We start from the raw sequence: 24,040 nt of genomic DNA on the forward strand, positions 1-24,040 counted from the left end.
CCGGCATCTCTTCGCCGGACTGTCCGGCTTGGTCCAAACCCCGCTTCAACGACACCCACACCCTGATGGCAAGAGCCCCGCCCCGCTTCGGCTGGGTTTTTCCAACATTCTTTGGTCTCAACGAAGAAAAAGCGGCATGTCCTGTGACATGCCGCCCTTTCCAGTCCGGTTTTCGCGGTGGCTTACAGCTGGCCGCGTACCAGTTTTTCGTAGTCGGTCATCAGGCCGAGGCTGATGTCGCCGGGGACGAAGTTGTATTCGGCCACCTGACCCACCGGGGTCACTTCGGCGGCAGACCCGGTCAGGAAACATTCCGAGAAGTCCGACAGCTCTTCGGGATTGATGTCACGGATGACGACCTCGATGCCCTTGGCACGGGCCAGATCGATCACGGTCTGGCGGGTGATGCCGTTCAGGATGTTCGACACGTCCGGCGTGTGGATCACACCCTCCTTGACGAAAAAGACGTTGGCACCGGTGGCCTCGGCCACATAGCCGCGCCAGTCCAGCATCAGGGCATCCGCAAAGCCGCGCTGCTCGGCAGCGTTCTTGGACATGGTGCAGATCATGTACAGACCCGCAGCCTTGGCCGTGGACGGAGCCGTTGCCGGATCGGGACGACGCCATTTCGCCCATTCCAGAGCGATGCCCTTCTTCTTTACTTCCGGATCGAAGTAAGACGGCCATTCCCAGGCCGCGATGGCCAGATGCACCGTGTTACCGATCGAGGAGACCGACAGCTTGTCCGCGCCCAGATAGGCGACAGGACGAATATAGCAGTCTGTCAGGCCATTGCGTTCGCAGGTGTCCTTGCAGGCCTGATCGATCTCGGCCACGCTATAGGGAATCTCGAAGTCCAGCAGCTCTGCCGAACGCTTCAGGCGTTCGCTGTGCTCGGTGAGCTTGAAGATTTCGCCATTGTACATACGCTCACCCTCGAAAACGGATGAGCCATAGTGGAGGCCATGAGTAAGGACGTGGGTTTTTGCGTCTCGCCAGGGAATGAATTCCCCGTCGAACCAGATCCAACCGTCACGATCATCAAAAGGAACGATGGCCACTGCTATACAATCTCCCTACACCAGTGGTTGCTTTAGACGCCTCGACGGCCGTCTCGTCAACGCCGTCACCTACGACTTTTCTTCCGGAGTGCTCCGTTGAGCCTTAACGACCTTCGCCCCAGCAGCCGTTCCGGTCCCGTTGCCGCGCCGGGCAGCGGGCGTCATCTGCTCATTGTCGATGACGATGACCGCATCCGCGAACTGCTTAAAGAGTTTCTGGCCCGTGAAGGCTATCGCGTGACCGGAGCCGCCCACGCGGGTGCCGCTCGCCGTCTGGTTGAACTGATCGAGTTCGACCTGATCGTGCTGGACGTCATGATGCCGGGCGAAAGCGGGTTTGATCTGACGACGTGGATCCGCTCACAGGCGGCCCTGTCCAAGACGCCGGTGCTGCTGCTGACGGCCAAGGGCGATCCGAATGATCGCATCGAGGGTCTGTCGCGCGGGGCCGACGACTACATGTCCAAGCCGTTCGATCCGCGCGAACTGGCACTGCGCATCGAGGCCATCCTGCGCCGCACGGGCGGCAAGCCGCTGACGGCCAAGGAAATCAAGATGGGCCCCGCCGTCTTCAACATGGAGCGGCTGGAACTGACCGTAAACGGCCAGCCCCAGCGCCTGACCGAGGCCGAGGCCCAGCTGCTGAAGACCCTGGCCATCAATGCCCACGCGCCTGTCGAGCGTATGGACCTGTCGCCCGACACTGCCGACATCACCGGCCGCGCGGTCGATGTTCAGGTCACGCGCCTGCGCCGCAAGCTGGAAGTCGATCCCAAGAACCCGCGCTACCTGCAAACCGTGCGCGGCGTCGGCTATATGCTGGCCCCCGATTGAGAGTTTGAAGCATGCGGTTGCGGGTCACCCCGTTGAACGTCTGGGCGCGCTGGATCAAGCGCCGCCTGCCGACATCGCTGTGGGGGCGATCCCTGCTGATCATCGTCATCCCTGTGCTGATCATGCAGGGCGCGGTGACCTTTGCCTTCTTCGACGCCCACTGGCAGACCGTGACCGCACGCCTGTCGGACGGTCTGGCGGGCGATATCGCCTGGGCGGCGGAGTCCTATCGCGACGACCCGACGCCGGAAAACCTGTCGATCATTATTGATCGGGCCGAGCGCAACATGCAGCTCTCCATCGCGCTGCAGGAAGACGCTGTCTTGCCGGACAGCATCGAACGCGGCCCGCTGGGTGTGGTGGACCGCACGCTGGAAGCAGCCCTGCGCGGACGACTGGATCAGCCGTTCTGGTACGACACCACCCGCTATCCGGCCTATGTCGATATCCGCGTGCAGGAACCCGATGGCGTGCTGCGGATCATCGCCCCGCGCGAGCGCGCCGTGGCCACACAGGCCCATATCTTTGTGCTGTGGCTGATGCTGGCGACCTTCCTGCTGTTGTCGGTGGCCGTGCTGTTTATCCGCAATCAGGTGCGCACGATTGAACGTCTCGCCGAGGCGGCAGAAGCCTTTGGTCGCGGCGAGTCCGTGCCGCGCTTCAAACCGCATGGCGCGCGTGAAGTGCGCGCCGCCGCCAGTGCCTTTTTGGACATGCGTGACCGCATTCAGCGCCATATCGACCAGCGCACCGCCATGCTGGCCTCGGTCAGCCACGACCTGCGCACACCGCTGACCCGTCTGCGTCTAGAGCTGGCGCTGGCTCCGCCCTTCAAACGGGCCGAAGCCATGCGTCAGGACATGGACGAGATGGAGCATATGATCGACGAATATCTAGCCTTTGCCCGTGGCGAAGCCGGAGAACCGACCACCAGCGTCGATCTGGTCCAGATGCTGAACCGCGCCGCCGACGATGTAAAACTGGCCGGTGCCGAGGTAGAGCTGAACGTACCCCCTTCCCTGACCACACCGCTGCGCCCCATGGCCTTCCGCCGCGCGCTCAGTAATCTGGCAGGAAATGCGGCTTCCCACGGGGAGAAGGTGCGTCTGTCGGCCCGCGAACTGCCCTCCGGCGGTGTGGAGGTCGTGATAGAGGACGACGGTCCCGGCATTCCCGATGACATGCGCGAAGAGGCGTTTCGGCCCTTCTCGCGACTGGACCCGTCACGCAGCCAAAACCGCAAGGGCGTGGGTCTGGGCATGGCCATTGCCCGCGACGTGGCTCGCAGCCACGGCGGCGATATCCTTCTGGACCGCAGCGATCTGGGGGGGCTGAAAGCCTCTATCCGCCTGCCCGGTTGATCAAATTTTACAACACCCCCTAGCGTTACCGTACGCGCTGAACCATGTTCATCGGGTTCCAGGGGGGCCTGGACATATAGGAGTGTTCAAGATGCGCATTTTTGCACACACGGCACTGATCGCCGGCGCTGCGACGCTGGTAATGGCAGGCAGCGCTTGGGCCCAGCCCGAAGCCGTCAGCGTGACCATCGCCCCTGAGTTTGCCTCCGACGCCCAAAAGCTGGGTCAACGCGAGGTGGACCAACAGGTGTCTGACATCATTCGTACGGTCGAACGCACCCTGACGCGCCAAGACGCGCTGGATGGTGCCAAGATCGACCTGGTGATCAAGGACCTGAAGCCCAACCGCCCGACTATCCAACAGCTATCGGACCGTCCGGGTCTGGACGCTATACGCAGCCTGTCCATCGGCGGTGCATCGTTCGAGGGCACAGTGACCTTGGCCGACGGCACGGTGCAGCCGGTAAAGTACAGCTACTATAGCCCTACGATCCGCGACGCGGTCGGCGCAACGACGTGGCATGACGCCAGTCGTGCCTATGACCGTCTGGCCAATAATCTGGCCAACGGGCGCTTCGTTACGCGCTAAGCTCGGTTGATTTATCGACAGCCGCTTTCACGGCGCCTTTGACCGGACGGTCGAGGGCGCCGTTTTCGTTCAGCACCACCAGACCCGCAGCCGTCACACCGCCCGGCGAGGCCACGCGGTCGATCAGGGCATCCAGCGTCTCGGTGCCCGACACGCCCGATGCTGCCGAGCGCAAGGTCGCGCGGGCCAGTTTGATGGCGACGTCTTGCGGCAGGCCTTCGGCGATGCCCGCCTCGGCCAGGGCGCGCGTAAAGGCAAAGAAATAGGCCGGACCGCAACCCGACACGGCGGTGGCCGCGTGCATCAGGTCTTCGCTCTCCAGAATGGCCGTCTCGGCGATGGGCTCGAACAGTTTCAGGCCCAGATCAAAGGCCGCCTTGTCCGACGACCACAGGCTGGCCACGCCCTTGCCATGGGCCACGCCCGTGGTGGGCATAACGCGCACGACCTTGCGGCCTTCAAAACCTTCGGAAATGGTGGCCTCTGGCACACCGGCCATGACCGAGACGATCACGGCATCCTTGTTCAGGTGCGGCAGAACAGCCTTGGAAGCCTCCGCCCATTTGGCAGGCTTTACCCCGATCACAAAGGCCTTGGCCTGTGCGAGGTCTTCCAGCGGCGGATTGATGCGGGCACCCAGCGCGCGCGCCCTCTGGGCGGCAGGCTTTTCGCTGGGGGTCAGGATGACCAGATCCTTGGGATCGATCGCCCCTGTCAGCAGCCACCCTTCAAGAATGGCCGAACCCAGACGACCGACACCTTGAAGAACAACTGCATTGGACATTTTAGGCGTTACCTACGGTTTCAAACAGACAGGCGTCGATGGCTTCCTGCGGCTTCTTCGAGCCACGGACCATGAAATCGAACGCCGGATAATAACGATCTGCGGCCTCGACGGCAGCGTCGATCATGGAGGCGGCCTGTGCCAGCGTCGGGCGCTCGCCGTGCGGCAAGGCCAGAGCATGGCGGAAAACGATTTCACCCTCGTCCGGCCAGATCTCGAAATGGCCCAGCCAGGTGCGCTGGTTGATCATCGAGGCCAGTTCATAGGCGGCGGCGCGGCGTGACTTGGACACCCGCAGGTCCAGCGCCAGACACAGCTGCAGGCAGTCTCCCTCGGGGCGCCACGCGAACCACAGTTCATAGTCCTTCCAGCTCCCGGCCAGTTCAAAGGCCAGGTCGCCTTCGTCCGTGCGGTCGAACGGCAGGTTCTCCGCGACAAGAACGTGTTCGACCACGTCCAGCGGATCAAAAGGCAGTTCGACCTCGTCGGGTCTAGCGGCGTCCATCAGGGCTTCAACTTCTCAAACGGGAGCGACTCAACAAGGCCGCAAAAAGGACGGTAGGCGTGTTCGGAGATTCGGCTCAACGGGCCGAATCTTGCGATTCTGTGGAGGGGTTGCTCTTATCCGCCTTCAAGGCCGCGATCTCGGCGCGCAAGGCGGCGATTTCGTCCTTGAGGACGTCGAACTCGTCACGACGCACCAAATCCATTTCGGCGACCAGACGATCGGCCTGTGCGCGCCAAGCCGTCTTGGCCTCTTCTCCGGCAGCCTGGGCCAAGCCCATAGCCCCCGTCGTCATCTTGGCGATTTCGTCGAGAATAGGATTGCGGGTCTGCATGTGCTTTCCCTCCGGATTTGGTTAAGAAAACTTCACCTGATTTGGTGAACGAAACCTTTAAATCTGCTGCTTCGCCCTATTGTTCAAGCCGAATGACAAATTTCGAAGTTTGACGAATTCAGTGATTCAAAACGGCACATAAACGGCGGGTTTTCTTGCCGTTACTGGACAACTCGCGCTCAACCATGGGGCGACGCCGGTAGATTTCCCTGCTAAATCCTGTTCACGATCACGCAGGAGCTGCCCTTTGCCCTTTCCCGAGTTCGATCCCGTCCTCATCCACCTCGGCCCGCTACCGATCCGCTGGTATGCGCTGGCCTATATCGCCGGCATCATTCTGGGCTGGTGGTATGCGACGCGACTGGTCAAGACGCCGCGCCTGTGGGCCGGTGGCAAGCCGCCGCTGACGGGCCCGCAACTGGACGATCTGGTGTTCTGGATTGTACTGGGCATCATTCTGGGCGGGCGTTTCGGTTATGCCCTCTTCTATCAGCCGCAACTGTTCGGCCAGATATTCACCGGCAGCTCTCTCGGAGAGCGTCTGGAAATCCTCCAGATGTGGACCGGCGGCATGAGCTTCCACGGCGGCTTCCTCGGCGTGGTGCTGGCCGTTTCGGTCTTTGCATGGCGCAAGAAGATCAATCCGCTGAACCTTGGCGATCTGATCGCGCCTGTTGTGCCGATCGGGCTGATGTTCGGCCGTCTGGCCAACTTCATCAACGGCGAGCTGTGGGGACGCGAGACGACGGTGCCGTGGGCCATTCGCTTCTGTAATGAACGCATCCTGCAAACCTATGGCTTCTGCCCCGCTGGCGACGTGCCGCGTCACCCCAGCCAGCTTTATGAAGCCGGTCTGGAAGGGCTGGCCCTGTTGGTCATCCTGTCGCTGGCGATCTGGAGCTTTGGTATGCTGAAGCGTCCGGGCTTTGTCACCGGCCTGTTTCTGGTGGGTTACGGGGCCTCGCGGGCCGCGCTGGAAACCGTGCGTGAGCCGGACGCCCATCTGGCGAACCTGCCGCTGGGCCTGACCATGGGCATGATCCTGTCGATCCCCATGATCATCGTGGGCCTGATCCTGATTGTGCGTGCGCTGAAGCGACCTGTAGCCGAAGGCTGACAGCCATGAGTGAGAGTTTGAAGCAAAGGCTGGTGCGGGAAATCACCCTCACCGGCCCCATGACCATTGCCGACTATGTGACGCGCTGCCTGCACGATCCCAAAGGCGGCTATTACGCCACCCGTCCGGCGCTGGGCGAGCGGGGCGACTTCATCACCGCCCCGATGGTCAGCCAGATGTTCGGCGAACTGCTAGGCCTGTGGGCCGTGGAAACGTGGCAGCGTCTGGGTGCACCGGAGAAGGTACGTCTGGTCGAGGTGGGCCCCGGTGATGGCACGCTGATGAGCGATGCGCTTCGCGCCGCGCGCCTGTCGCCCGATTTTCTGGAAGCCGCCGAACTAATCCTGATCGAGCCCAGCCTGCCGCTGCGCAGGGAACAGGAAAAGCGCCTGTCGGACGCCGATCTGTCGCCGCGCTGGGTCTCGGCTCTGCACAAGATCGAAACCGATGCGCCGGTTATCCTGATCGCCAACGAGGTGCTAGACTGCCTGCCCGCACGCCAGTTCGTACGCACCGAAGGCGGCTGGGCCGAGCGCCGCATCGGTGTGACCGACGATGGCGACCTGACCTTTGGCCTGACTGCCATCAGCGAAGGCTTTGAAGAGCCGCCGCTGGATATCGAGCCGGGCCGGATTCTGGAGATTTCCGAACAGCAGGCGGGCTTTGCGCGTGATGTGGCGACCCTGATCGCCCAGACCGGCGGAGCGGCGCTTCTGATCGACTATGGCCGCGCCAGACCCGAAGCGGGCGACACCCTTCAGGCCCTCAAGCGACACACCAAGGTGCATCCGCTGGAAGAGCCGGGTGAAGCCGACCTGACCCAGTGGGCCGACTATCCGCTGGTACTGGAGGCCGCCGTGCGCAGCGGGGCCGATGTAACGGGCTGCATCACCCAGGCGGAGTTTCTGGGGCGTCTGGGTATCGAGCACCGCGCCGCCGCTCTGGCCGCCGCGCGCCCCGAGGCAGAGCCGATCATCCGTCGCCAGTTCGAGCGCCTGACCTCCTATGACCAGATGGGCCAGCTGTTCAAAGTAGCCGCCATCTTCTCTCCACGCAGCCTGATCGTGCCGGGGTTTGACGCATGACGCCCATTACACACCCGCTGCTGGACCTGCCCGGCATTCGCCACGGCTTCTTCACCCGCGAGGGCGGCGTGTCGCAGGGCCTGTATGAAGGGCTGAACTGCGGCGTCGGCTCCAAGGACGATCCCGCCCACGTGGCCGAGAACCGCCGCCGCGTCGCCGCATGGTTCGGTCGCGACTATGACGATCTTTGCGGCTGCTATCAGGTCCACTCGGCCCACGCCGTAGTTGCCAATCAGGGCTGGAGCGGCGAACGCCCCGAAGGCGATGCGGTCGTCACCGCCGTGGCCGGACCGGTTGCGACGGTTCTGACAGCGGACTGCGCCCCCATTCTGTTTGCCGACGCCGAGGCCCGCGTGGTCGCCACTGCCCATGCCGGTTGGAAGGGCGCACTGGGCGGCATCATTCAGGCCACGGTCGAGGCCATGGTCCAACAAGGGGCCGCAGTCGAGCGCATCCGCGCCGTCGTCGGTCCGTGCATCTCCCAGACCTCCTATGAGGTGGGCGCGGACTATCAGGCCCGCTTTGCCACCGAGGCCCCCGGCAGCGAGCGCTTCTTTGCCGCCGGAACGGCCAAGGACAAACGCCAGTTCGACCTGCCCGGCTTTGTGCTGTGGCGACTGGATCAGGCTGGCGTGCAACACGCAGCTTGGACCGGCGATGATACCCGCACCAACGAAGCCCGCTTCTATTCCAACCGCCGCGCCTATCTGAATGGCGAGCCGGACTTCGGACGCCTGATCGGGGCCATCGCCCTTATTTAAGCCCCAACAAAAAGGCCCGCCGGAGCGATCCAGCGGGCCTTTTCTTTATCGGGATTGGTGGCTTAGCCCGCCATCGCCATGTCCGGCACGCGGGTCACCACGCGATAGGCATCCGGTTGGGCCAGCAGGGCGCGGACCAGTTTGTTGTTCAACTGGTGACCGGCCTTATAGCCTTCGTAGCGGCCCATCAGCGGTGCACCCAGCACATACAGGTCGCCGATGGCGTCCAGAGCCTTGTGGCGCACGAACTCGCGTTCCATGCGCAGGCCGCCGGGGTTCAGGATTTCGTCGCCGTCGATCACCACGGCATTTTCCAGCGAACCGCCACGGGCCAGACCGGCCTGACGTAGGGCTTCAACCTCATGGGCGAAACCAAAGGTGCGGGCCGACATAATTTCCGAACGGAAGGTCTTTTCGTCCACTACGAAGTCGATCACCTGATTGCCGATGACCGGCGTCGGGAAGTCGATTTCAAAGCGCATTTCAAAACGGTCGCACGGCATCAGAGCGGCGTGCTTGTCGCCCTCCTCAACGTGGACGGTCTTGAGTATCTCGATATAGCGGCGCGGCTGTTCCTGACGGCGGAAACCCGCGCGATCCAGCAGTTGCACGAACGGCAAGGCCGAACCGTCAAGGATCGGCAGTTCAGGGCCGTCGACCTCGATCACCGCGTTCGAGATATTCATGGCCGACAGGGCGGCCATCAGGTGCTCGATGGTCGACAGACGAACGTCATCGCCGTTGGCAATCATGGTGTTCAGGCGGGCGTCAATGACGGCCTCGCCGGACACCGGAATACGGTTGTCACGATCGGTGATGTCCGTGCGAACGAACACGATCCCCTGCCCCGCGGCAGCAGGACGCACAACCAGACGCACGCGGCGACCGGTGTGTACGCCAACGCCCGCGCAGATCGCGGGGGCCATGGTCGTCTGTTCGTAAGGGTCGTTCAGGACCGTCACTCGGATACTCACAATATCGCGCGTCCAAGCGGACTGCGCCAGATGGTCCTCTTTAACCAAAGCTCGGCAAGCGCGGTATGAAAGTCCGGTTTCCGATTGTTTCGAAATCACGACAATCTTTCAGACATTACGCAACAGAAAAGCCCCGCACCAAAGGTGCGGGGCTTTCAATGACTTAAGGACGAACCTTAGTTAGCCAGACGGCGCAGGAACGACGGGATTTCCAGATCGTCATCGTCCATTTGTTGCGGCTGCTGATGCTGCTGATACTGCGGCTGTTGGGTCTGGCGCAGTTGCTGCGTGGTGCGGTTCGGCGAGGACGGCGGCGGCGAATAGGTCGGCTGCTGCGGGGCCGCGCGACGGCGACCGAACAGAGACCACCCGCTACGACGGTGCGAGTCCTCGTAATACTCTTCTTGCGGTTCCGGCTCCGGACGACGCGGCGGCTCACGACGTTGCGGCTCGCGGTCCATGTACAGGTCGCCCTGCTCTTCCTGCTGGGCAGCCACATTTTGCGCGCCGCCCGTCTTGCCTTGTTCGAACTCCTCGACCCAGGGATCGACGATCGGTTCAAGGTTGCGCGAGTGGGCATCCTGACGCTGGTGGGCGTCGCGGATCACCGGCTCGGGGCGAACCTCCGGACGCGGCTCGGGAGCGCGGGCCACCTGCGGTTCCGGTTGCACCGGAGCCGGCTCTGGTTGAGCCACGGGTTCAATACGGACTTCGTTGCGCGGAGCCGGTGCGGCCGGATCGGCCGGACGGCGGTTTTGCAGCGACGAGGCAACCGGCTCGATTTGCTGGATGACGGCTTCGTCCATGCCCGTGGCGACAACCGACACGCGCACCTTGCCTTCCAGAGCCGGGTCGAATGCGGCACCGAAGATGATGTTTGCGTCGCCGTCCACTTCGGCAGCGATGGCGTTGGCAGCTTCGTCGACTTCCAGCAGGGTCATGTCCATGCCGCCGGTAATGTTCACCAGCACGGCCTTGGCACCCTTGAGGCTGGTTTCGTCCAGCAGCGGGTTGGCGATAGCGTTCTGAGCAGCCAGCAGGGCGCGGTCGTCACCGGTGGCCTCACCGGTGCCCATCATGGCCTTGCCCATTTCCGACATCACGGCACGGACGTCGGCAAAGTCGAGGTTGATCAGGCCCGGCAGGATCATCAGGTCGGTGATCGAACGCACGCCCGAGTGCAGCACCTGGTCCGCCATTTGGAAGGCATCGGCGAAGGTGGTGCGTTCGTTGGCGACACGGAACAGGTTCTGGTTCGGAATGACGATCAGGGTATCGACATAACGCTGCAGCTCGGCAATGCCGGCTTCGGCCAGACGCATGCGGTGACGGCCCTCGAAGGTGAAGGGCTTGGTCACAACACCGACGGTCAGGATGCCGCGGTCACGGGCGCACTTGGCGATCACCGGAGCCGCACCCGTACCGGTGCCACCGCCCATACCGGCGGTGATGAAGACCATGTGCGCGCCTTCGAGGTGCGCGTGAATTTCGTCGGCGGACTCCTCGGCGGCATTCATGCCGACTTCGGGGTGTGCGCCTGCGCCCAGACCCTGGGTGATGGTGTCGCCCAGCTGGATACGACGGTCGGTCTTGGCGAAGCTCAGATGCTGGGCATCCGTATTGGCCACAACAAACTCGACCCCCTCCAGACCGGAGTCGATCATATTGTTAACAGCATTACCGCCTGCGCCGCCGACGCCGAAAACGACGATCCGTGGCTTCAATTCTGTAGCTTGCGGCTTCACCAGCGAGAGAGACATTGTTTTTCGACCTTCCGACCCTGCCCATTCATCCCAAACGACCCCCGCCGAATCGCATTGGTTATGAGCGGGTTAATAAAAGACCCGACAACGTTAACGGATCATTACCGAACTAATATGAGTCGGCGTTTCGCCTAGGTGTCTAAATAAGGGAAATTGCGGATTTCCGAACTTTTTACGTGAGACCGACTCAAAAGCTTTGTCCTGCTCGCTCCAGCCCTAACGTAACCGCATGCACCAGCGGAGACAGGGCCTGCTCCTACGCTCACTGTTCCCTTGGCTTTGCTCGCAATCAGGTCGCCTTTCATAGCCCCCAGAGCAAAGAAAAAGGCAGCCCTTTCGGACTGCCTTTCCCTTACCTGTCGATCAGGCTGAACTTACCAAGGGGTGTAGTTCAGGCCGATGTTGAAGCGACGACCATAGGGGTCGAAGTTCGAGTACAGGGTGGTGCCCAGCCACGGAGCCTGGGCTTCGTCGAAGATGTTCGTGATACCAGCGCGAACCGTCAGGTCCTCGCGAGCCTTCCAGCGAACGATCAGGTCGTTACGCATGAAGTCACCCGATTGCGACATCTTGAACGCATAGCGGTCGCCGTCGGTGATGAAATCACGCGGGTGCAGCACGTCTTGCGAGGTCTGCCAGTCGGCAACCCAGGTCACGCGCCATGCGTCGTTCGGGGTCCACGACAGCGACGAGGTCAGGCGGACGCGCGGATAGTACAGCTGGCCAGCCAGAACGGTCGTATCGGACAGATCTTCAATGTTGTTGAAGTTGTCCTGCTTCAGCAGCCAGGAACCGTTGATCGAGTAATCGAACGAACCCCAGTTCTTGCCGAAATCTTCGGTGTTCAGATAGTAGCGAGCACCGAAGTCCAGACCACGAACGTTACGCTTGGCGTAGTTGATCGAGCCTTGGATGAACGCGTCGTAGAGAGCGTTGCCACCGATCTTGAAGGCTTCCGAGCGCTGCTCTTTGGTCTGCGGATCGGCGTGCGCTTCCATCTCGCGGAAGATGGTCGAGCACGACTGCTGGTTCAGCGAGGCACCTTCAACGCAGGTATTGGCTGCGGTTTGGGCGGTCACCGAAGCGATGACGTTGGTCAGCTCGATGTCGTAGTAGTCCAGCGTCACCATCAGGTTCGGAATGAAACGCGGACGCAGAACGGTCGAGAAGGTGAAGGATTCCGACTCTTCCGGTTCCAGCATCGGGTTACCGCCGCTGCGGCCCGAGATGCCGCCCGTGGTGTTGTAATCCGGAGCGTAGTCGTCCGAGTTGTCAGCCGTCACCGAACCGAAATCATACGACAGGCCCATTTGCTCAGCCAGGATCGTACAATTCTTGATGCGGTTTTGCTTCTTCTCGGCGTCTGCAACACCGGCGATAGCGCTGGTTGCACACGGATCAACGAAGCTGTTCGCATAGGTTTCCGACAGCGGCGAGAAGTTCTCGCTCAGCGACGGAACACGGATCGAGGTGTTGAACGAGGTCTTGAAGGTGATGTCCGAGATCGGACGGTAGACCAGGTTCACGCCGTAGACATTCTGCTCACCAACGGTGGTGTAGTCCGAATAGCGGTACGAAGCCGACAGTTCGGCGTATTCGCCCAGCATGCTGTCACGGAACAGCGGCACCGACAGTTCGCCGAACAGTTCCTTCGACTCATACGAAGCGCCTTCGAAATCAGCGCCGCCGTTCAGGAACAGAAGACGGTCGCCGGTTTCACGGTCGCGGCCAACGGCTTCGGTGTATTCCTTACGCCATTCAGCACCGACAGCCACGCCCAGCGGGCCAGCGCCCCAGAAGTCCCACAGCTGGCTGGAAACCGATGCTGCGAAGTTTTCTTGAACGTTTTGCTGACGGACGTGGATGGTGGCATCCACATATTCCATGGCTTCGGCCGACTGGTTGCCAGCACCGAAGATGTTCAGCGGCTTACAAGCGTCGATAGCTGCACGGCCGGCTTCGCTCTCGCGCACGTCACCGCCGCGGGCATAGTCTTGCATGCCTTCGTTGATGACGATGGTCTTGCCGTCGGCGTCCTTGCCCAGCAGACGCATAGCTGGGTTTTGGGCGTTGATCAGCTGAACGCGGCAGACGATTTCACCTGCGTTGCCGTTCACCAGACCCAGTTGGTCGACGACCGAGTCAGCCGCAAAATTGAAGCGCTCGATGTCCACGCCGCGTTCAGCGTTGACGATGTCGACCTTACCGTAGGTGTAGGCTGCATCCCAGGCGATATTCTTCAGGAAGCCGAACTGGTCGTGGCCGCCTTCAAAGCCCAGTACGTAGCGTTGCAGTTCACGCTCGTTGGTTTGCGAACGGATCGGACCAAACATTGCGTGACGGGCCCACGGCACAATCGCCGTACCCGTTGCCACTGCACCCGCCGTTGCCGTCGGGGCGCTGTAGACGGTGACTTCGTTGTTCGTGATAGCGTCCTTCATGGCTTGCGACAGGAAGGCGTTATCCGAATAGCGCAGGTGGAAACCCGAGGTCGAGATGATCCGGTTGGTTTGGTTCGCGCCGTAGGTTTCGTCGTTCAGATAGACGTCGAAGAAGGTCGGCTGGCCTTCGTCAAAGGTCTTTTCGGTGACGTACTTGGCTTCAGCGAAAGCGCTGATGTTCTCGGTGATCGCGAAACGGCCACCGACTTGGTAGCGCTGCGATTCCGATTTCGGCAGACGGCTGCCGGTCGAGAACATCGCCGGGTTTTCGCCGTCACCGCCGATGTTGTAGGGACGGTTTGCACCGGTGTTGCCCACGCGCTCGCCGAAGTTGGCAAGGCGAGCGTTGGTGCCGTCGAACCAGTAGGTCTTGGACGGATCAACCGAATAGCAAGCTGCCGAGGTGGTGGCGGCGCAGTCAGCGTAAGGGATCAGCGGGTTGGTCAGAATGCTGCCCGGCTGGTTGTTTGCCAGAGTCAGCGAACCCCAGCGCGGACGGTCCAGACGGACGACGCCGGTGAACAGCTGCTGGTCCAGAACGCCATCGTTGCGCGGGCCAACCGCAGCCGAAGCCGGGTCAGCGTCAACGCCGAGCATGACCGGCGCGCGACGCAGCCAGTCAATGTCCATCGAGGTCACTTCGTCTTGTTGCTCGTATTCAGCGTGAGCATAGACGTTCAGACGACCGTCGAAGAAGTTCTTACCTGCCAGTGCCGACACGCGCTTGGACGACTGCCCATCGCTGTTGATCATGGCGTAGTTGGAGTCGATCTCCAGACCTTCGAAGTCCTTCTTCAGGACGAAGTTCAGCACGCCCGACACCGCGTCAGCGCCGTAAACCGACGATGCACCACCGGTGATGATTTCAACGTTCTGGATCAGCAGGCGCGGGATGGTGTCGACGTCGACAGCCAGCGAACCCGCCGACGAACCGACGTGACGACGACCGTCAACCAGGGTCAGCGTGCGGCCCGAACCCAGCGAGCGCAGGTTAGCCAGCGACAGACCGCCGTCGTTCAGGCCAGAGCCCGTGGTGTCCGAAGGCACTTGCGAGTTCGACAGCGCAGGAATGGTGGCCAGATAGTCGATGACGGTGGCCTGACCGCTCGAGACCAGTTGCTCTTGCGAGACTTGGATCAGCGGGGTCGGAGCCGAAGCCGGGTCACGACGGATACGCGAACCGGTGACAACGATCTCGGAGACTTGAGTGGCTTCGGTATCGACCGAGCCGGTGGCTTCTTGAGCCATGGCAGTGGAGGCTGCCAGCACACCTGCCAGAACCGAAGTCCCCAGCAGGAAAGTACGTTTAGTGCGCATTCAACAACTCTTTCACGAAACTCCGCGATCTCGTCAGACAAGGGTCACGGTATGAACGCGTCGAGGTCTCATGCTTGACCATAGGGCGCAACACTTCGCCGTATTTAAGTCTTAAAGTAACACTGGTATAGAATATATCGTTACATGTTTGTCACGCACGAGGAGCGCACCGTTATTCTGACAAAACGGTGATATTAGCAGTTTGCGATTATTATAGCAGCCGTGAAGCGGAAAAAATCTCGTTATCGTACATTTTAATCGAAATATATTCCAATTTGATCAACTTGCTCGACCTCGTCCGATATACCAATGATATTAAATATTGTTTTGGGCGTTGCAGTATACGGTATAATAAATAACTTTGTTCTTAAGGCCTTCTTTTTGACATTTAATACGCATTACTGCTTTTGGTCAGCAGGCAGACGTTTAATCTGCCCGCATCACCCTCTCATTTCAAAGTTATCCGATCTTAGCCGCCCCAGGCAGGCCACAGTCGTTCTTCAAGAACTCCTCTACTGTCGTGAGGATTTGAGCGATATTGTCAGGGGTCCAGGTCCCTAAAGAATGCTCCATATTGGGCAATATCTCTAGCTTCACCTTTTTGCCCGCTCGCTGCAGAGCGGCAGCGAAAGTGCGGGATTCCGCTGGCACTACAACTGTGTCGCGATCACCTGTGTAAAGATATACTGGAATGGATACCGAGTTCACGTACCGCAAGGGATCAATGCCTTCCGCCGTCGGGTGCTGGAACTCTCGCAGGTAACGATTTTGGTAAGTGCCCTTTTTGAACAGATCGATTGTCGCCGGACCCGCCCCGGCAATAGCGCAAGCGAAAACCGGTTGTTCGCGCGTTGCTGCTATCATGGCGGCATAGCCTCCATAAGAATATCCGTGGATAGCCACCCGACCAGCAACGGTTACGCCTTCGGCAATCATGTATTGCACTGCGTCGTCCAAATCATCTTGCATGGCCAACCCCCATTGACGGTCCCCTGCCCGCCACAAGGTCTGCCCCCAGCCTAACGACCCTCGAAACTGCGGTTGTATCACCGCATAGCCTCGGGTTGCGAAGTACTGTGTCCACGCTGAAAGATCCCACTCAGCATCGTCACGCGCCCAAGGCCCCCCGTGCGGCACTACGATAGCTGGGTAAGGGCCTGCGCCAAACGTTTCGGGATCCGGCTTGACCAAGAAAGCTGGGATATAGAGGCCGTCCCGCGCCCGATACTGAACCAGCTCCATCTCAGCAAGGTTCTGCTCGGAAAGCTCAGGATACGCCCGTCCTAGCAGGGCAAAGCGACCGTTCTGATATATGTAGTACTCTGGCGGGGCGTCAGGCCCCGACTTTCTCAGGATCGCCTTGGAGCGATCGCGCGAGATGGAAACGAGGGACACGTCCGCGCCAGTAAAAACGCCCAGCCGCGCGGGGGCCCCATTGGCGCGCTGCCAGATAATCGACCCTTCTTCTATATTCAGAGCGCGACGAGCCAGCGCCTCAATCTGAGCGATACGTTCGTCCACCCAAACCGTGCGTGAACGCTCTCCCGAATAGCTAAATCCGATGGCTTCGCCGAAATCCTCGTCTGATGAAGACGTAATGACACCCTGAGCGTCAAAGATAGGGTGAGCGAACGCTTCTTCTCCGACTTTTCGATCGGCTATATTATACTCAAAGATCGCCTCATGCTCCCCGTTATCAGGGACCATGCTAATGAAGATGATGTTGGGGTCAGAAGAAAACCCTGCAACACTGACTGATTTACGATCTCGGGCATAGGATCGGAAATGTTCGGCCCACTGACCTTGGGCGTCTCGCAGCCATAAAGCGGAATATACGGCGCCGTTATCAAAATTTATCTCAGAGCGCGAGCGGACTTCTCCATGATGATCAGCAACTCCGGTGGAGAAACGCGACGAGCCACGTTGAACACGCTCGGCCCTACCGTCGTAGAGATTAAGTTTATAAATATCTCCTCTCATTGGATCTGAAGTCAGAATGGATTCCGAGTCCCGCGGCAGGATAGACACGACTGACCCAACACCGACGTAGGCCTGCTGCTCCGCAGTTAAGCCGTCAAAGGTCAAATTTACTCGCACCGGTTGACCTTGAAGATCGACAATCTGCGTTCGCCGACGGAAACTTCGTTGCGCTTCCCCTCCAAGGGAGAAATTGACCATCTGCTGCGTGGAAACGAACAAACGGTCGTCCTTAGCAAACTGCACCCCCACTAACTCGGAACGATCGTCCACTCCGATCAAATACGGGGCAGCCTCTAGGTTGGCGGTATCCCAGATTGCCAAGACCCGTTGGCTCCCATCGCTAGCAATTATGCCCACCACCCGGCTGCCATCGGGCGATATGGATACGCTTGAAATCGCCTGACGGCGCGCAAACGCCTGCGCGGTGGGCGGAGTAGCCACTTGGTTTACCAAGGCCTGCGCAGGCGAACAGGCCAAAACGGTAGCTCCGAACACACCCAAGCCAATAGCCGTCAAAATCCCGGGATTCCTGAGCACGACCATCATCGAATTCCTTTGTTTTGTGAAACAGGGCTATCATGTGGCGAATTTGAGACAAACGCCACAACTTCGCGACACCGCAACCTTCAATACGTTTAAAAACCGCCACAATCTGAATAGGGTCGGAAACATGGCATTCGCACTGACCCAACTCGGGGCCGCGAGTGGTTTTGAGACCAAGGAGGGCACATTCATGAGAATCGATAAGGCAAAGTTACTTGCCACCAGTCTGCTGGTAAGCAGCCTCGCGCTGGCTCCTACTGCGTGGGCGCAAACCATTTCGCAGAGCCAGGAACAGGAACAGGAACAGGAACAGGAACAGGAGGCCTCTTCCACCGAAAGAGCCACTCAGGTTCAGGACATTGTGGTTACCGGCTCCCGTATCCGCCGTTCAACCTTCAACAGCACCCAACCTGTGCAGGTGATCAACGCCGAAGAAGCCACTCTGGAAGGCCTCGTAGACACGACCGAAATTCTGCAAGGCTCCACGACCGCCAATACCGCTGGCCAGATCAATAACTTCTTCACCGGTGCCGTTGTTGAAGGTGGCCCGGGCGTCAACACTTTGTCGCTGCGCGGTTTGGGCGCACAGCGTACGCTCGTGCTTCTGAACGGTCGACGCGCTGGTCCCGCAGGTGCACGCGGTCAGGTTGGGCCTACTGACCTCAATGTCATCCCTGCCTCGCTGATCGAACGTGTCGAAATCCTGACGGATTCAGCCTCGTCTGTTTACGGCTCGGATGCTGTGGCCGGGGTCGTGAACATCATTACCCGTACGAACCTTGATGGTGGCCAGGCTGCTATCATCTACAATCAACCCTTCGAGTCAGGTGGTGAAGAGTTCAATATCAGCCTCGGTCAAGGCTGGACATTCAACCGTGGCTACCTGACCGCCGCTGTGGACTACTACGAACAAAAGGAAATGCTGTTCGGAGACCGAGACGCGTTCAAGTGTCCCAACGACGTGGTCTATTACTCGGAAAGCATGAAGGGTCGCGCAGACGTCGTTAACCCTCTAACCGGCGACTATAAGTGCTCCAGCTATGGTGCAGAAATGGTTTCGCTGTACCTCATCAATCCGGACACCGGTGGCCTGGGCGGGGGCATCGACTATTCGCCGGACCCCCTTGCCAGCGCAGGTGGAGGAGCGATGGGCTGCGATCTGAGTGGGTGGCGCCAAAACCGGACCTTCTTCACCGGCTATCGTGGCTGCGCCCTTCCGGCGGCTGCTCCGACCTACTTCACGGGCACTCAAGCAGAATGGAACCAGGTGCTACGTGACTATGCTGGCGCATCACCTGCACATTCAGACCGCTATGCCAGCCGCACCGCTATTTCCCCGGTCCGTCGTTACAGCGCCTCGCTCTTCGGAGCCTATGATCTGAATGCTACCACCGAACTATTCGGCGAAGTCCTCCTTAACCGTCGCGAGTCTTCCCAAAATTCGTGGCGTCAGTGGTGGGGCCTGATCGATTCCTACCATCCTCGCAATGACCAGTTCGGGTTCGTTGACGATCCCGTAACAGGCCAGTCCTATGAAGTGGCGTATATTGAGCCGACGCTGCTGCTCAACAGCCGCGCCAAACAACAAGTTGATTACGGTCGCGTGGTTGCAGGTATCCGTGGCAAGTCCAACTTCCACCGCGGGTTCGACTGGGAACTGGCGATTCAGGCGACACGTTCTGAAGCCGAATACGGCGGCAATTTCATCTATAACGACCGCATCAGCGCTGCTTCGATTATGGATGAAAACGCTGACGGCAGCCCTTTAACCTGGGCTCAATACAACAGCTATTTGGCCAGCGGCTGTAATCCAACATTCCTGACGACCGCTAATGCCTGTCCGGCAGGGGGTGTGGACTTCTTCTCGCCAGGCGTTGTCGGTCGCGGCGAGATGACTCAGGAGCACCTTGATTTCATTATGGGTTATGAAGTCGGTCGCACCACCTATGACCACCGCTATATCGAGGGCGTGGTATCGGGTGAACTATTCGACCTGCCGGCAGGCACCGTCGCCGCGGCACTCGGCTTTCAGGTCCGCTATGAACGTCTGAACGACATGCCAGGTGAACAAGAGCGCAACGGCAATCTATGGGGGTCGTCCGACGCCCAGCAGACCGTGGGCGATGACACCATTAAGGAGCTATTTGCGGAACTGGAGTTCCCGCTGCTGAAAGACCTGCCACTTGTCCAAGATTTGACCCTAAGCCTGTCAGGCCGCTTCTCGGACTATGACTCTTACGGTGACAACAGCACCTATAAGATTGGTCTGAACTGGGCGATTAACCCGTCGTTCCGTATCCGCGCCTCACACGGCACTTCTTTCCGGGCCCCGGCTCTGTACGAGATGTACTTGGGCAACCAGTCAAGCTTCCTGGACCAGACGTCGGTTGACCCCTGCCGCAGTTGGGGCCTGTCCACGAATGAAATTTTGAAACAGAACTGCATGGCGGCTGGCGTACCGGAAGATCATGGGACGGCCGTATCATCATCCGCCACGATATACCGCAACGGAGGCAAAGGAGTCTTGGATGCTGAAACCGCCAAGTCCTACTCGGCCGGTATCGTTTGGACCCCACAGTTTGCCGATATCAACATCGCTCTCGACTACTTTAATATCGAGATTTCGGACGAAGTCGCCACCTTCGGCGCAGGCAACATCGTGAATGCCTGTTATCTGTCAGAAAACTTCCCGAACGATCCGTTCTGCACACTGTTCACGCGCGCCGATGGGAATCATGCCACTCGCAAGTTCGAAATCCTGGAGGTTAACGACTCCTACGTGAACATTGCTTCGCAACGTAACGAAGGTCTCGACTTGACCGCCCGTTACAACCGCGAATTCTCGTTTGGTGACCTGACACTAAACGCGCGTGCGTCGTACATTCTCGAATGGGATCGCCAACTGTTCACGGACTCCGAACCAAACCTTCTGGTGGACCGCATTGGCAACCCCCAATGGGTCGCGAACATGAACGCTCGCTTCGATCACAAGGATTGGACCTTCTACTGGACCATGAACTACGTGCCGGAGACCTCCAACGATCACCTATATGCCTCAAATCGAGGCACATACTTCGGTGAAACGGTCTTCTACGACCGCACGGTCGACGCCTACGCCAACCATACTTTATCGGTTCGTCGCAAGCTGGATAAGTGGACACTCCATGCTGGCATCCAGAACGTATTCGATGAAATACCGAGCATCACATCGGCATCGGGCGGTGGTCGTGCCAGCGGTTGGGGTAATGTGCCACGCTCGTCGCAGTACGATATCCTGGGCCGTCGCGGATTCTTGAGCATCACCCGCACCTGGTAATCATCACGGCGGAATAAGCAGAAGGGCGGCAGGATAATCCTGCCGCCCTTTTTGTTTAGTTTAAGGCTGGGAAGTAAGCTGGCAACCCTGTGCAAACTCTACACAATGGTCGCTTCTAAAAGTTTTCGCGGAGCCAGCCGACGGCGCGGGTGACAACGCCACCGTTGTGGACACGGGGTCCGTCGGCGGGGGTGATGGTGCGGGCCATCAGCTTTCGGGCCGAGACGGCTTCGCGGGGGCCGTAGGCGGCCCGGAGCAGCACTCCGGCAGCCGAACAGAAGGCAGGGCCTGCGGCAGCGTCCGCCAAGTGGGGCGCGCGTTGCGGGCGGCCCAAGCGGACAGGGCGATGGTCGAACACACGCTGGGCCAGTTCACGCACGCCGTTCAGCTGGCTGGCACCACCGGTCAGGACGATACCGGTGCCCGGCTCCAGCCCGACGCCCGCATGACGCAGACGGTCGCGCATCAGTTCCAGAGTCTCTTCCACTCGCGGCGCGATGACGGTCTTCAGCATCGAACGCGGCACGATGACCGGACCTGCCGACGGATCTTCGCCACGCGGCGGGGCCTCCAGCATTTCGCGGTCTTCATTGGCGCTGGCCATGGCCGAGCCATGCAGGGTCTTCAAACGCTCGGCGCCCGTGCGCGAGGTGGACAGGCCGCGCGCGATGTCGGCCGTCACGTGATCACCGCCCACGTTCAGGCTTTCGATGTGCAGCAGCGAGCGACCGCCCCAGACGGCAGCGGTCGTGGTGCCTGCACCCATGTCGATGCACAGGCTGCCCAGTTCCATCTCGTCTTCTTCCAGCGCCGCCAGAGACGACACCACCGGCGCCGACGCCACGCCTTGCAGATCAAGGTGAGCGCGTTCCAGACAGCTGCTCAGCGCGCCAAACACGCCCTCGGCCATGGAAACGACCAGCAGGTCCAACCCCAGCGAGCGGCCTTGCAGGTGACGCGGATCATGCACGCCACGCGCGCCGTCCACCGACCACGCCACGGGCAGCAGGTGGATCGGACGACGGTTCGGCAGGTTGATCTTGGCCAGAGCGGCCCCGATGGCCCGTGCCAGATCGGCATCGCTGATCGGGTGCGCGCCCAGAGAGACGCTGACCGAGACGCGGTGGCTGGCCATTTGACCGATAGAGGTGGTGACAATCACACCCGAGACCGGCGCACTGGCCGCGCGCTCGGCCCGTTCAACCGCGCGGGCGATGGCCTCGGCGGCGTCATCCATATTGACGATGGCCCCGCCGCGCACGCCGCGCGACTGTACATGGCCGGCACCGGCCACACGGATGGTGCGGTCGGCATGGCGCACACCGTCCGGTTTCATGATGAAGCAGGCGACCTTGGACTGGCCCAGATCAAGCGCAGCCACGACCGGCGCACGCACGTGCCCCCTGCCCTGCTCTGCCTTCCTGTCCCGGATCAATCCAACCATGATGTCATAGTCCTGCGATCAGAAGTTTAAACCGCGCCTTCGGTGGGCCGGATGGCCACTTCCTCGGGCGTGCGAAGATCGACCCGGGCAAAGCCCAGATCCAGAAGTCGTTCTCTTTGGTCCAGCGCATCCAGACGGATGAGGGCCGAATCCTGATCCACAGCCGGAAGCTGGATCAGCGAACCGTCCTTGAGACGCAGGTCCCAGCGGCGTTCGTCCACGCGTACCAGAGCATCCACGCGGGTCATCAGGCGCGGGCGCTGTCGCAACAGCGGCAGGATGTCGGCTGCGGCCTGATCGGCACCCTTGCCGACGATCAGCGGCAGTTCGGGATAACGACCGGGATCAGCCCCGTCGATCACCAGCCCGCTGGCGTCGATCACATGGGCGCGCCCATCCACCTGCCAAACGGCCAGACGATTATGCTCTTTAACGTCCACGATGATGGTGTCGGGCAACAGGCGGATGACGCGGGCTTCCTTCACCCACCCCACCTGTTCGACATTCTGGCGGATACCGTCCAGATCGAGGCTGACGATGGCCTGGTTCTGGCGCAGGTTGACGGCGCGCTGGATCGGACCCAGCGCCTCGGGCGAGGCGCCGGTGACATGCACCTGACGCAGCTTCAGCCCCATGCCGATAGTGACCGCATCGAACTTTTCGACAGCGGCAGTCGAGATACGCTCTGCGCGCGCGCCCGTGGCCATAATCACACCGATCAGGGCCACGCCGCCGATGAGGCTGGCGACGATCAGCTTGGGCGAGAGGTCCAGACGCCCGACGGCATCCATGCGGCCGCTGGGCGCGCCACGTTTGGCGCTCCCTTTACCCGACTGTCGCTTTCCGCCCCGTACTACCGCCGGCATGAAGCGTCCTCCACCAACCACCGAACCAGAGAGCGATAATCCATGCCCGCATGGGCCGCCTGCTCGGGGGCGAGCGAGGTCGGGGTCATGCCGGGCTGGGTGTTCACCTCCAGCAAGACAAGAACATCGTTAACGTCGTCATAACGGAAATCGGAACGCGACACCCCGCGGCAGTCCAGTGCAGCGTGGGCGGCCTCTGCCATTCGTAAAGCCTTGTCAAAGACATGCTGAGGCAGGGGCGCAGGCAGGATGTGGACAGAGCCGCCAGCGGTATATTTGGCCTCATAGTCATAGAAGCCGCGCGTCGAGGTGATCTCTGTGACGGTCAGTGCACGGGGTCCCTCGGCCTCGCCCAGCACGGCGACGGCCAGTTCCTTACCGGGAATGAACGGCTCCACCAGAATATGGCGACCGTGGCGTTCCTGTTCGGTGCCGATTTCCGCCACCGGCGCATCGCCTTCTTTGACGATGTGCACACCGACCGAAGACCCGTCACGGTTCGGCTTGGCGACATAGGGGGTTGGCATCACGTGACGGCTGGCGACCTCATTGCGATCAAACAGACCGCCACCGGGTACCGTAATCCCTGCCTGTTGCAGCACAGCCTTGGTGCGATGCTTGTCCATCGCCAGCGCCGAGGCCATGACGCCTGAATGGGTGTAGGGAATCTCGAGCGTTTCCAGAATACCCTGAACGCAGCCGTCCTCGCCCCATGCACCGTGCAGAGCGTTGAAGACAACGTCGGGTTTCAATTCCCCCAGCACCTGCGCCAGATCGTGACCGGCATCCACGCGGCTGACCTTGGCCACCTGCCCCTCGAGGGCGTCCGCGCACATGGCACCGGAATCCAGCGAGACCTCGCGTTCCGATGAGATGCCGCCCATCAGGACAGCGACGTGTAGGGATTCAAGAGGCGCGTGCATGAGACAATCCGAAGACTAGCCTCCCCCTATCGCCTCAATAGG

At 60.5% G+C, this 24,040-nt stretch carries 18 protein-coding genes; 7 read left to right on the forward strand and 11 right to left on the reverse strand.

Going from position 1 to position 24,040, the window contains the following annotated elements; all coding sequences use genetic code 11:
- Window positions 1-182 precede the first annotated feature (182 nt).
- On the reverse strand, window positions 183-1,061 hold the full coding sequence (locus B3B04_RS11915) for a branched-chain amino acid aminotransferase (protein WP_292043209.1): 879 nt from the start codon (window positions 1,059-1,061) through the stop codon (window positions 183-185).
- A gap of 165 nt (window positions 1,062-1,226) precedes the next feature.
- Between B3B04_RS11915 and B3B04_RS11920 the strand changes: the two genes are divergently transcribed.
- The 3 genes from B3B04_RS11920 (at window position 1,227) to B3B04_RS11930 (ending at window position 3,845) form a co-directional block, all read left to right on the forward strand.
- A complete protein-coding gene (locus B3B04_RS11920) occupies window positions 1,227-1,895 on the forward strand; it encodes a response regulator (RefSeq protein WP_409514402.1) in 669 nt (222 codons plus the stop codon).
- 11 nt (window positions 1,896-1,906) lie between these two features.
- On the forward strand, window positions 1,907-3,256 hold the full coding sequence (locus B3B04_RS11925) for an ATP-binding protein (protein ID WP_409516044.1): 1,350 nt from the start codon (window positions 1,907-1,909) through the stop codon (window positions 3,254-3,256).
- Between the two features lie 91 nt (window positions 3,257-3,347).
- A complete protein-coding gene (locus tag B3B04_RS11930) occupies window positions 3,348-3,845 on the forward strand; it encodes a hypothetical protein (RefSeq protein ID WP_292043211.1) in 498 nt (165 codons plus the stop codon).
- On the opposite strand, the gene B3B04_RS11935 is transcribed toward B3B04_RS11930, so the two are convergent.
- From B3B04_RS11935 to B3B04_RS11945, 3 genes are all read right to left on the reverse strand, one after another.
- Window positions 3,835-4,629, reverse strand: coding sequence for a pyrroline-5-carboxylate reductase family protein (locus B3B04_RS11935; RefSeq protein ID WP_292043213.1), 795 nt, complete (start codon window positions 4,627-4,629; stop codon window positions 3,835-3,837). The genes B3B04_RS11930 and B3B04_RS11935 overlap by 11 nt on opposite strands.
- A 1-nt stretch (window position 4,630) precedes the next feature.
- Window positions 4,631-5,134, reverse strand: coding sequence for a YbjN domain-containing protein (locus tag B3B04_RS11940; protein WP_292043214.1), 504 nt, complete (start codon window positions 5,132-5,134; stop codon window positions 4,631-4,633).
- A gap of 76 nt (window positions 5,135-5,210) precedes the next feature.
- Entirely contained in the window at window positions 5,211-5,468 is a 258-nt protein-coding gene (locus B3B04_RS11945; protein WP_292043215.1) for an accessory factor UbiK family protein, read from the reverse strand.
- Between the two features lie 247 nt (window positions 5,469-5,715).
- Between B3B04_RS11945 and lgt the strand changes: the two genes are divergently transcribed.
- From lgt to pgeF, 3 genes are read left to right on the forward strand one after another with little or no spacing between them, the layout of a single operon-like run.
- A complete protein-coding gene (gene lgt, locus B3B04_RS11950) occupies window positions 5,716-6,585 on the forward strand; it encodes a prolipoprotein diacylglyceryl transferase (RefSeq protein ID WP_292043216.1) in 870 nt (289 codons plus the stop codon).
- Window positions 6,586-6,590: 5 nt separating this feature from the next.
- On the forward strand, window positions 6,591-7,670 hold the full coding sequence (locus tag B3B04_RS11955; RefSeq protein WP_292043217.1) for a class I SAM-dependent methyltransferase: 1,080 nt from the start codon (window positions 6,591-6,593) through the stop codon (window positions 7,668-7,670).
- Complete coding sequence (gene pgeF / locus B3B04_RS11960; RefSeq protein WP_292043218.1) at window positions 7,667-8,431, forward strand: peptidoglycan editing factor PgeF; 765 nt, start codon at window positions 7,667-7,669, stop codon at window positions 8,429-8,431. The genes B3B04_RS11955 and pgeF overlap by 4 nt, the downstream gene beginning before the upstream one ends.
- A 62-nt stretch (window positions 8,432-8,493) precedes the next feature.
- Here the strand turns inward: pgeF and lpxC are convergent, their stop codons facing one another.
- From lpxC to B3B04_RS11980, 4 genes are all read right to left on the reverse strand, one after another.
- Window positions 8,494-9,393 carry a UDP-3-O-acyl-N-acetylglucosamine deacetylase gene (gene lpxC / locus B3B04_RS11965; RefSeq protein ID WP_292043220.1) on the reverse strand — a complete coding sequence of 300 codons (900 nt, stop codon included), beginning with the start codon at window positions 9,391-9,393 and terminating at the stop codon, window positions 8,494-8,496.
- 188 nt (window positions 9,394-9,581) lie between these two features.
- Window positions 9,582-11,165: a cell division protein FtsZ gene (gene ftsZ / locus B3B04_RS11970; protein ID WP_292043221.1), complete on the reverse strand. Its 1,584-nt coding sequence runs from the start codon at window positions 11,163-11,165 to the stop codon at window positions 9,582-9,584.
- A gap of 377 nt (window positions 11,166-11,542) precedes the next feature.
- Window positions 11,543-14,926: a TonB-dependent receptor domain-containing protein gene (locus B3B04_RS11975; protein ID WP_292043222.1), complete on the reverse strand. Its 3,384-nt coding sequence runs from the start codon at window positions 14,924-14,926 to the stop codon at window positions 11,543-11,545.
- 459 nt (window positions 14,927-15,385) lie between these two features.
- Window positions 15,386-17,452, reverse strand: a complete 2,067-nt coding sequence (locus tag B3B04_RS11980) for an alpha/beta hydrolase family protein (protein WP_292043224.1) — start codon at window positions 17,450-17,452, stop codon at window positions 15,386-15,388.
- A gap of 124 nt (window positions 17,453-17,576) precedes the next feature.
- Here B3B04_RS11980 and B3B04_RS11985 point away from each other — a divergent pair, with 124 nt between their 5' ends.
- Window positions 17,577-20,765: a TonB-dependent receptor plug domain-containing protein gene (locus B3B04_RS11985; RefSeq protein ID WP_292043225.1), complete on the forward strand. Its 3,189-nt coding sequence runs from the start codon at window positions 17,577-17,579 to the stop codon at window positions 20,763-20,765.
- Window positions 20,766-20,880: 115 nt separating this feature from the next.
- Here the strand turns inward: B3B04_RS11985 and ftsA are convergent, their stop codons facing one another.
- Genes ftsA through B3B04_RS12000 form a run of 3 tightly spaced genes read right to left on the reverse strand, consistent with a single transcriptional unit; the run spans window position 20,881 to window position 23,998 of the window.
- Entirely contained in the window at window positions 20,881-22,209 is a 1,329-nt protein-coding gene (gene ftsA, locus B3B04_RS11990; protein ID WP_292043226.1) for a cell division protein FtsA, read from the reverse strand.
- Between the two features lie 26 nt (window positions 22,210-22,235).
- Entirely contained in the window at window positions 22,236-23,075 is an 840-nt protein-coding gene (locus B3B04_RS11995; protein ID WP_292043227.1) for a cell division protein FtsQ/DivIB, read from the reverse strand.
- A complete protein-coding gene (locus B3B04_RS12000) occupies window positions 23,063-23,998 on the reverse strand; it encodes a D-alanine--D-alanine ligase (protein ID WP_292043228.1) in 936 nt (311 codons plus the stop codon). Before B3B04_RS12000 ends, B3B04_RS11995 begins: the two co-directional genes overlap by 13 nt.
- Between the last annotated feature and the right edge of the window lie 42 nt (window positions 23,999-24,040).

The organism is Brevundimonas sp. UBA5713 (assembly GCF_002419815.1).
Classification (GTDB): Bacteria; Pseudomonadota; Alphaproteobacteria; order Caulobacterales; family Caulobacteraceae; genus Brevundimonas.

Bases quoted from the DNA above. Each gene is read 5' to 3' on its own strand.
- B3B04_RS11925 (WP_409516044.1), top strand. From the start codon at position 1,907: ATGCGGTTGCGGGTCACCCCGTTGAACGTCTGGGCGCGCTGGATCAAG.
- B3B04_RS11935 (WP_292043213.1), bottom strand. From the start codon at position 4,629: ATGTCCAATGCAGTTGTTCTTCAAGGTGTCGGTCGTCTGGGTTCGGCC.
- B3B04_RS11945 (WP_292043215.1), bottom strand. From the start codon at position 5,468: ATGCAGACCCGCAATCCTATTCTCGACGAAATCGCCAAGATGACGACG.
- B3B04_RS11980 (WP_292043224.1), bottom strand. From the start codon at position 17,452: ATGATGGTCGTGCTCAGGAATCCCGGGATTTTGACGGCTATTGGCTTG.
- ftsZ (WP_292043221.1), bottom strand. From the start codon at position 11,165: ATGTCTCTCTCGCTGGTGAAGCCGCAAGCTACAGAATTGAAGCCACGG.
- B3B04_RS11930 (WP_292043211.1), top strand. From the start codon at position 3,348: ATGCGCATTTTTGCACACACGGCACTGATCGCCGGCGCTGCGACGCTG.
- B3B04_RS11995 (WP_292043227.1), bottom strand. From the start codon at position 23,075: ATGCCGGCGGTAGTACGGGGCGGAAAGCGACAGTCGGGTAAAGGGAGC.
- B3B04_RS12000 (WP_292043228.1), bottom strand. From the start codon at position 23,998: ATGCACGCGCCTCTTGAATCCCTACACGTCGCTGTCCTGATGGGCGGC.
- B3B04_RS11940 (WP_292043214.1), bottom strand. From the start codon at position 5,134: ATGGACGCCGCTAGACCCGACGAGGTCGAACTGCCTTTTGATCCGCTG.
- B3B04_RS11975 (WP_292043222.1), bottom strand. From the start codon at position 14,926: ATGCGCACTAAACGTACTTTCCTGCTGGGGACTTCGGTTCTGGCAGGT.
- ftsA (WP_292043226.1), bottom strand. From the start codon at position 22,209: ATGGTTGGATTGATCCGGGACAGGAAGGCAGAGCAGGGCAGGGGGCAC.
- B3B04_RS11985 (WP_292043225.1), top strand. From the start codon at position 17,577: ATGGCATTCGCACTGACCCAACTCGGGGCCGCGAGTGGTTTTGAGACC.
- pgeF (WP_292043218.1), top strand. From the start codon at position 7,667: ATGACGCCCATTACACACCCGCTGCTGGACCTGCCCGGCATTCGCCAC.
- B3B04_RS11955 (WP_292043217.1), top strand. From the start codon at position 6,591: ATGAGTGAGAGTTTGAAGCAAAGGCTGGTGCGGGAAATCACCCTCACC.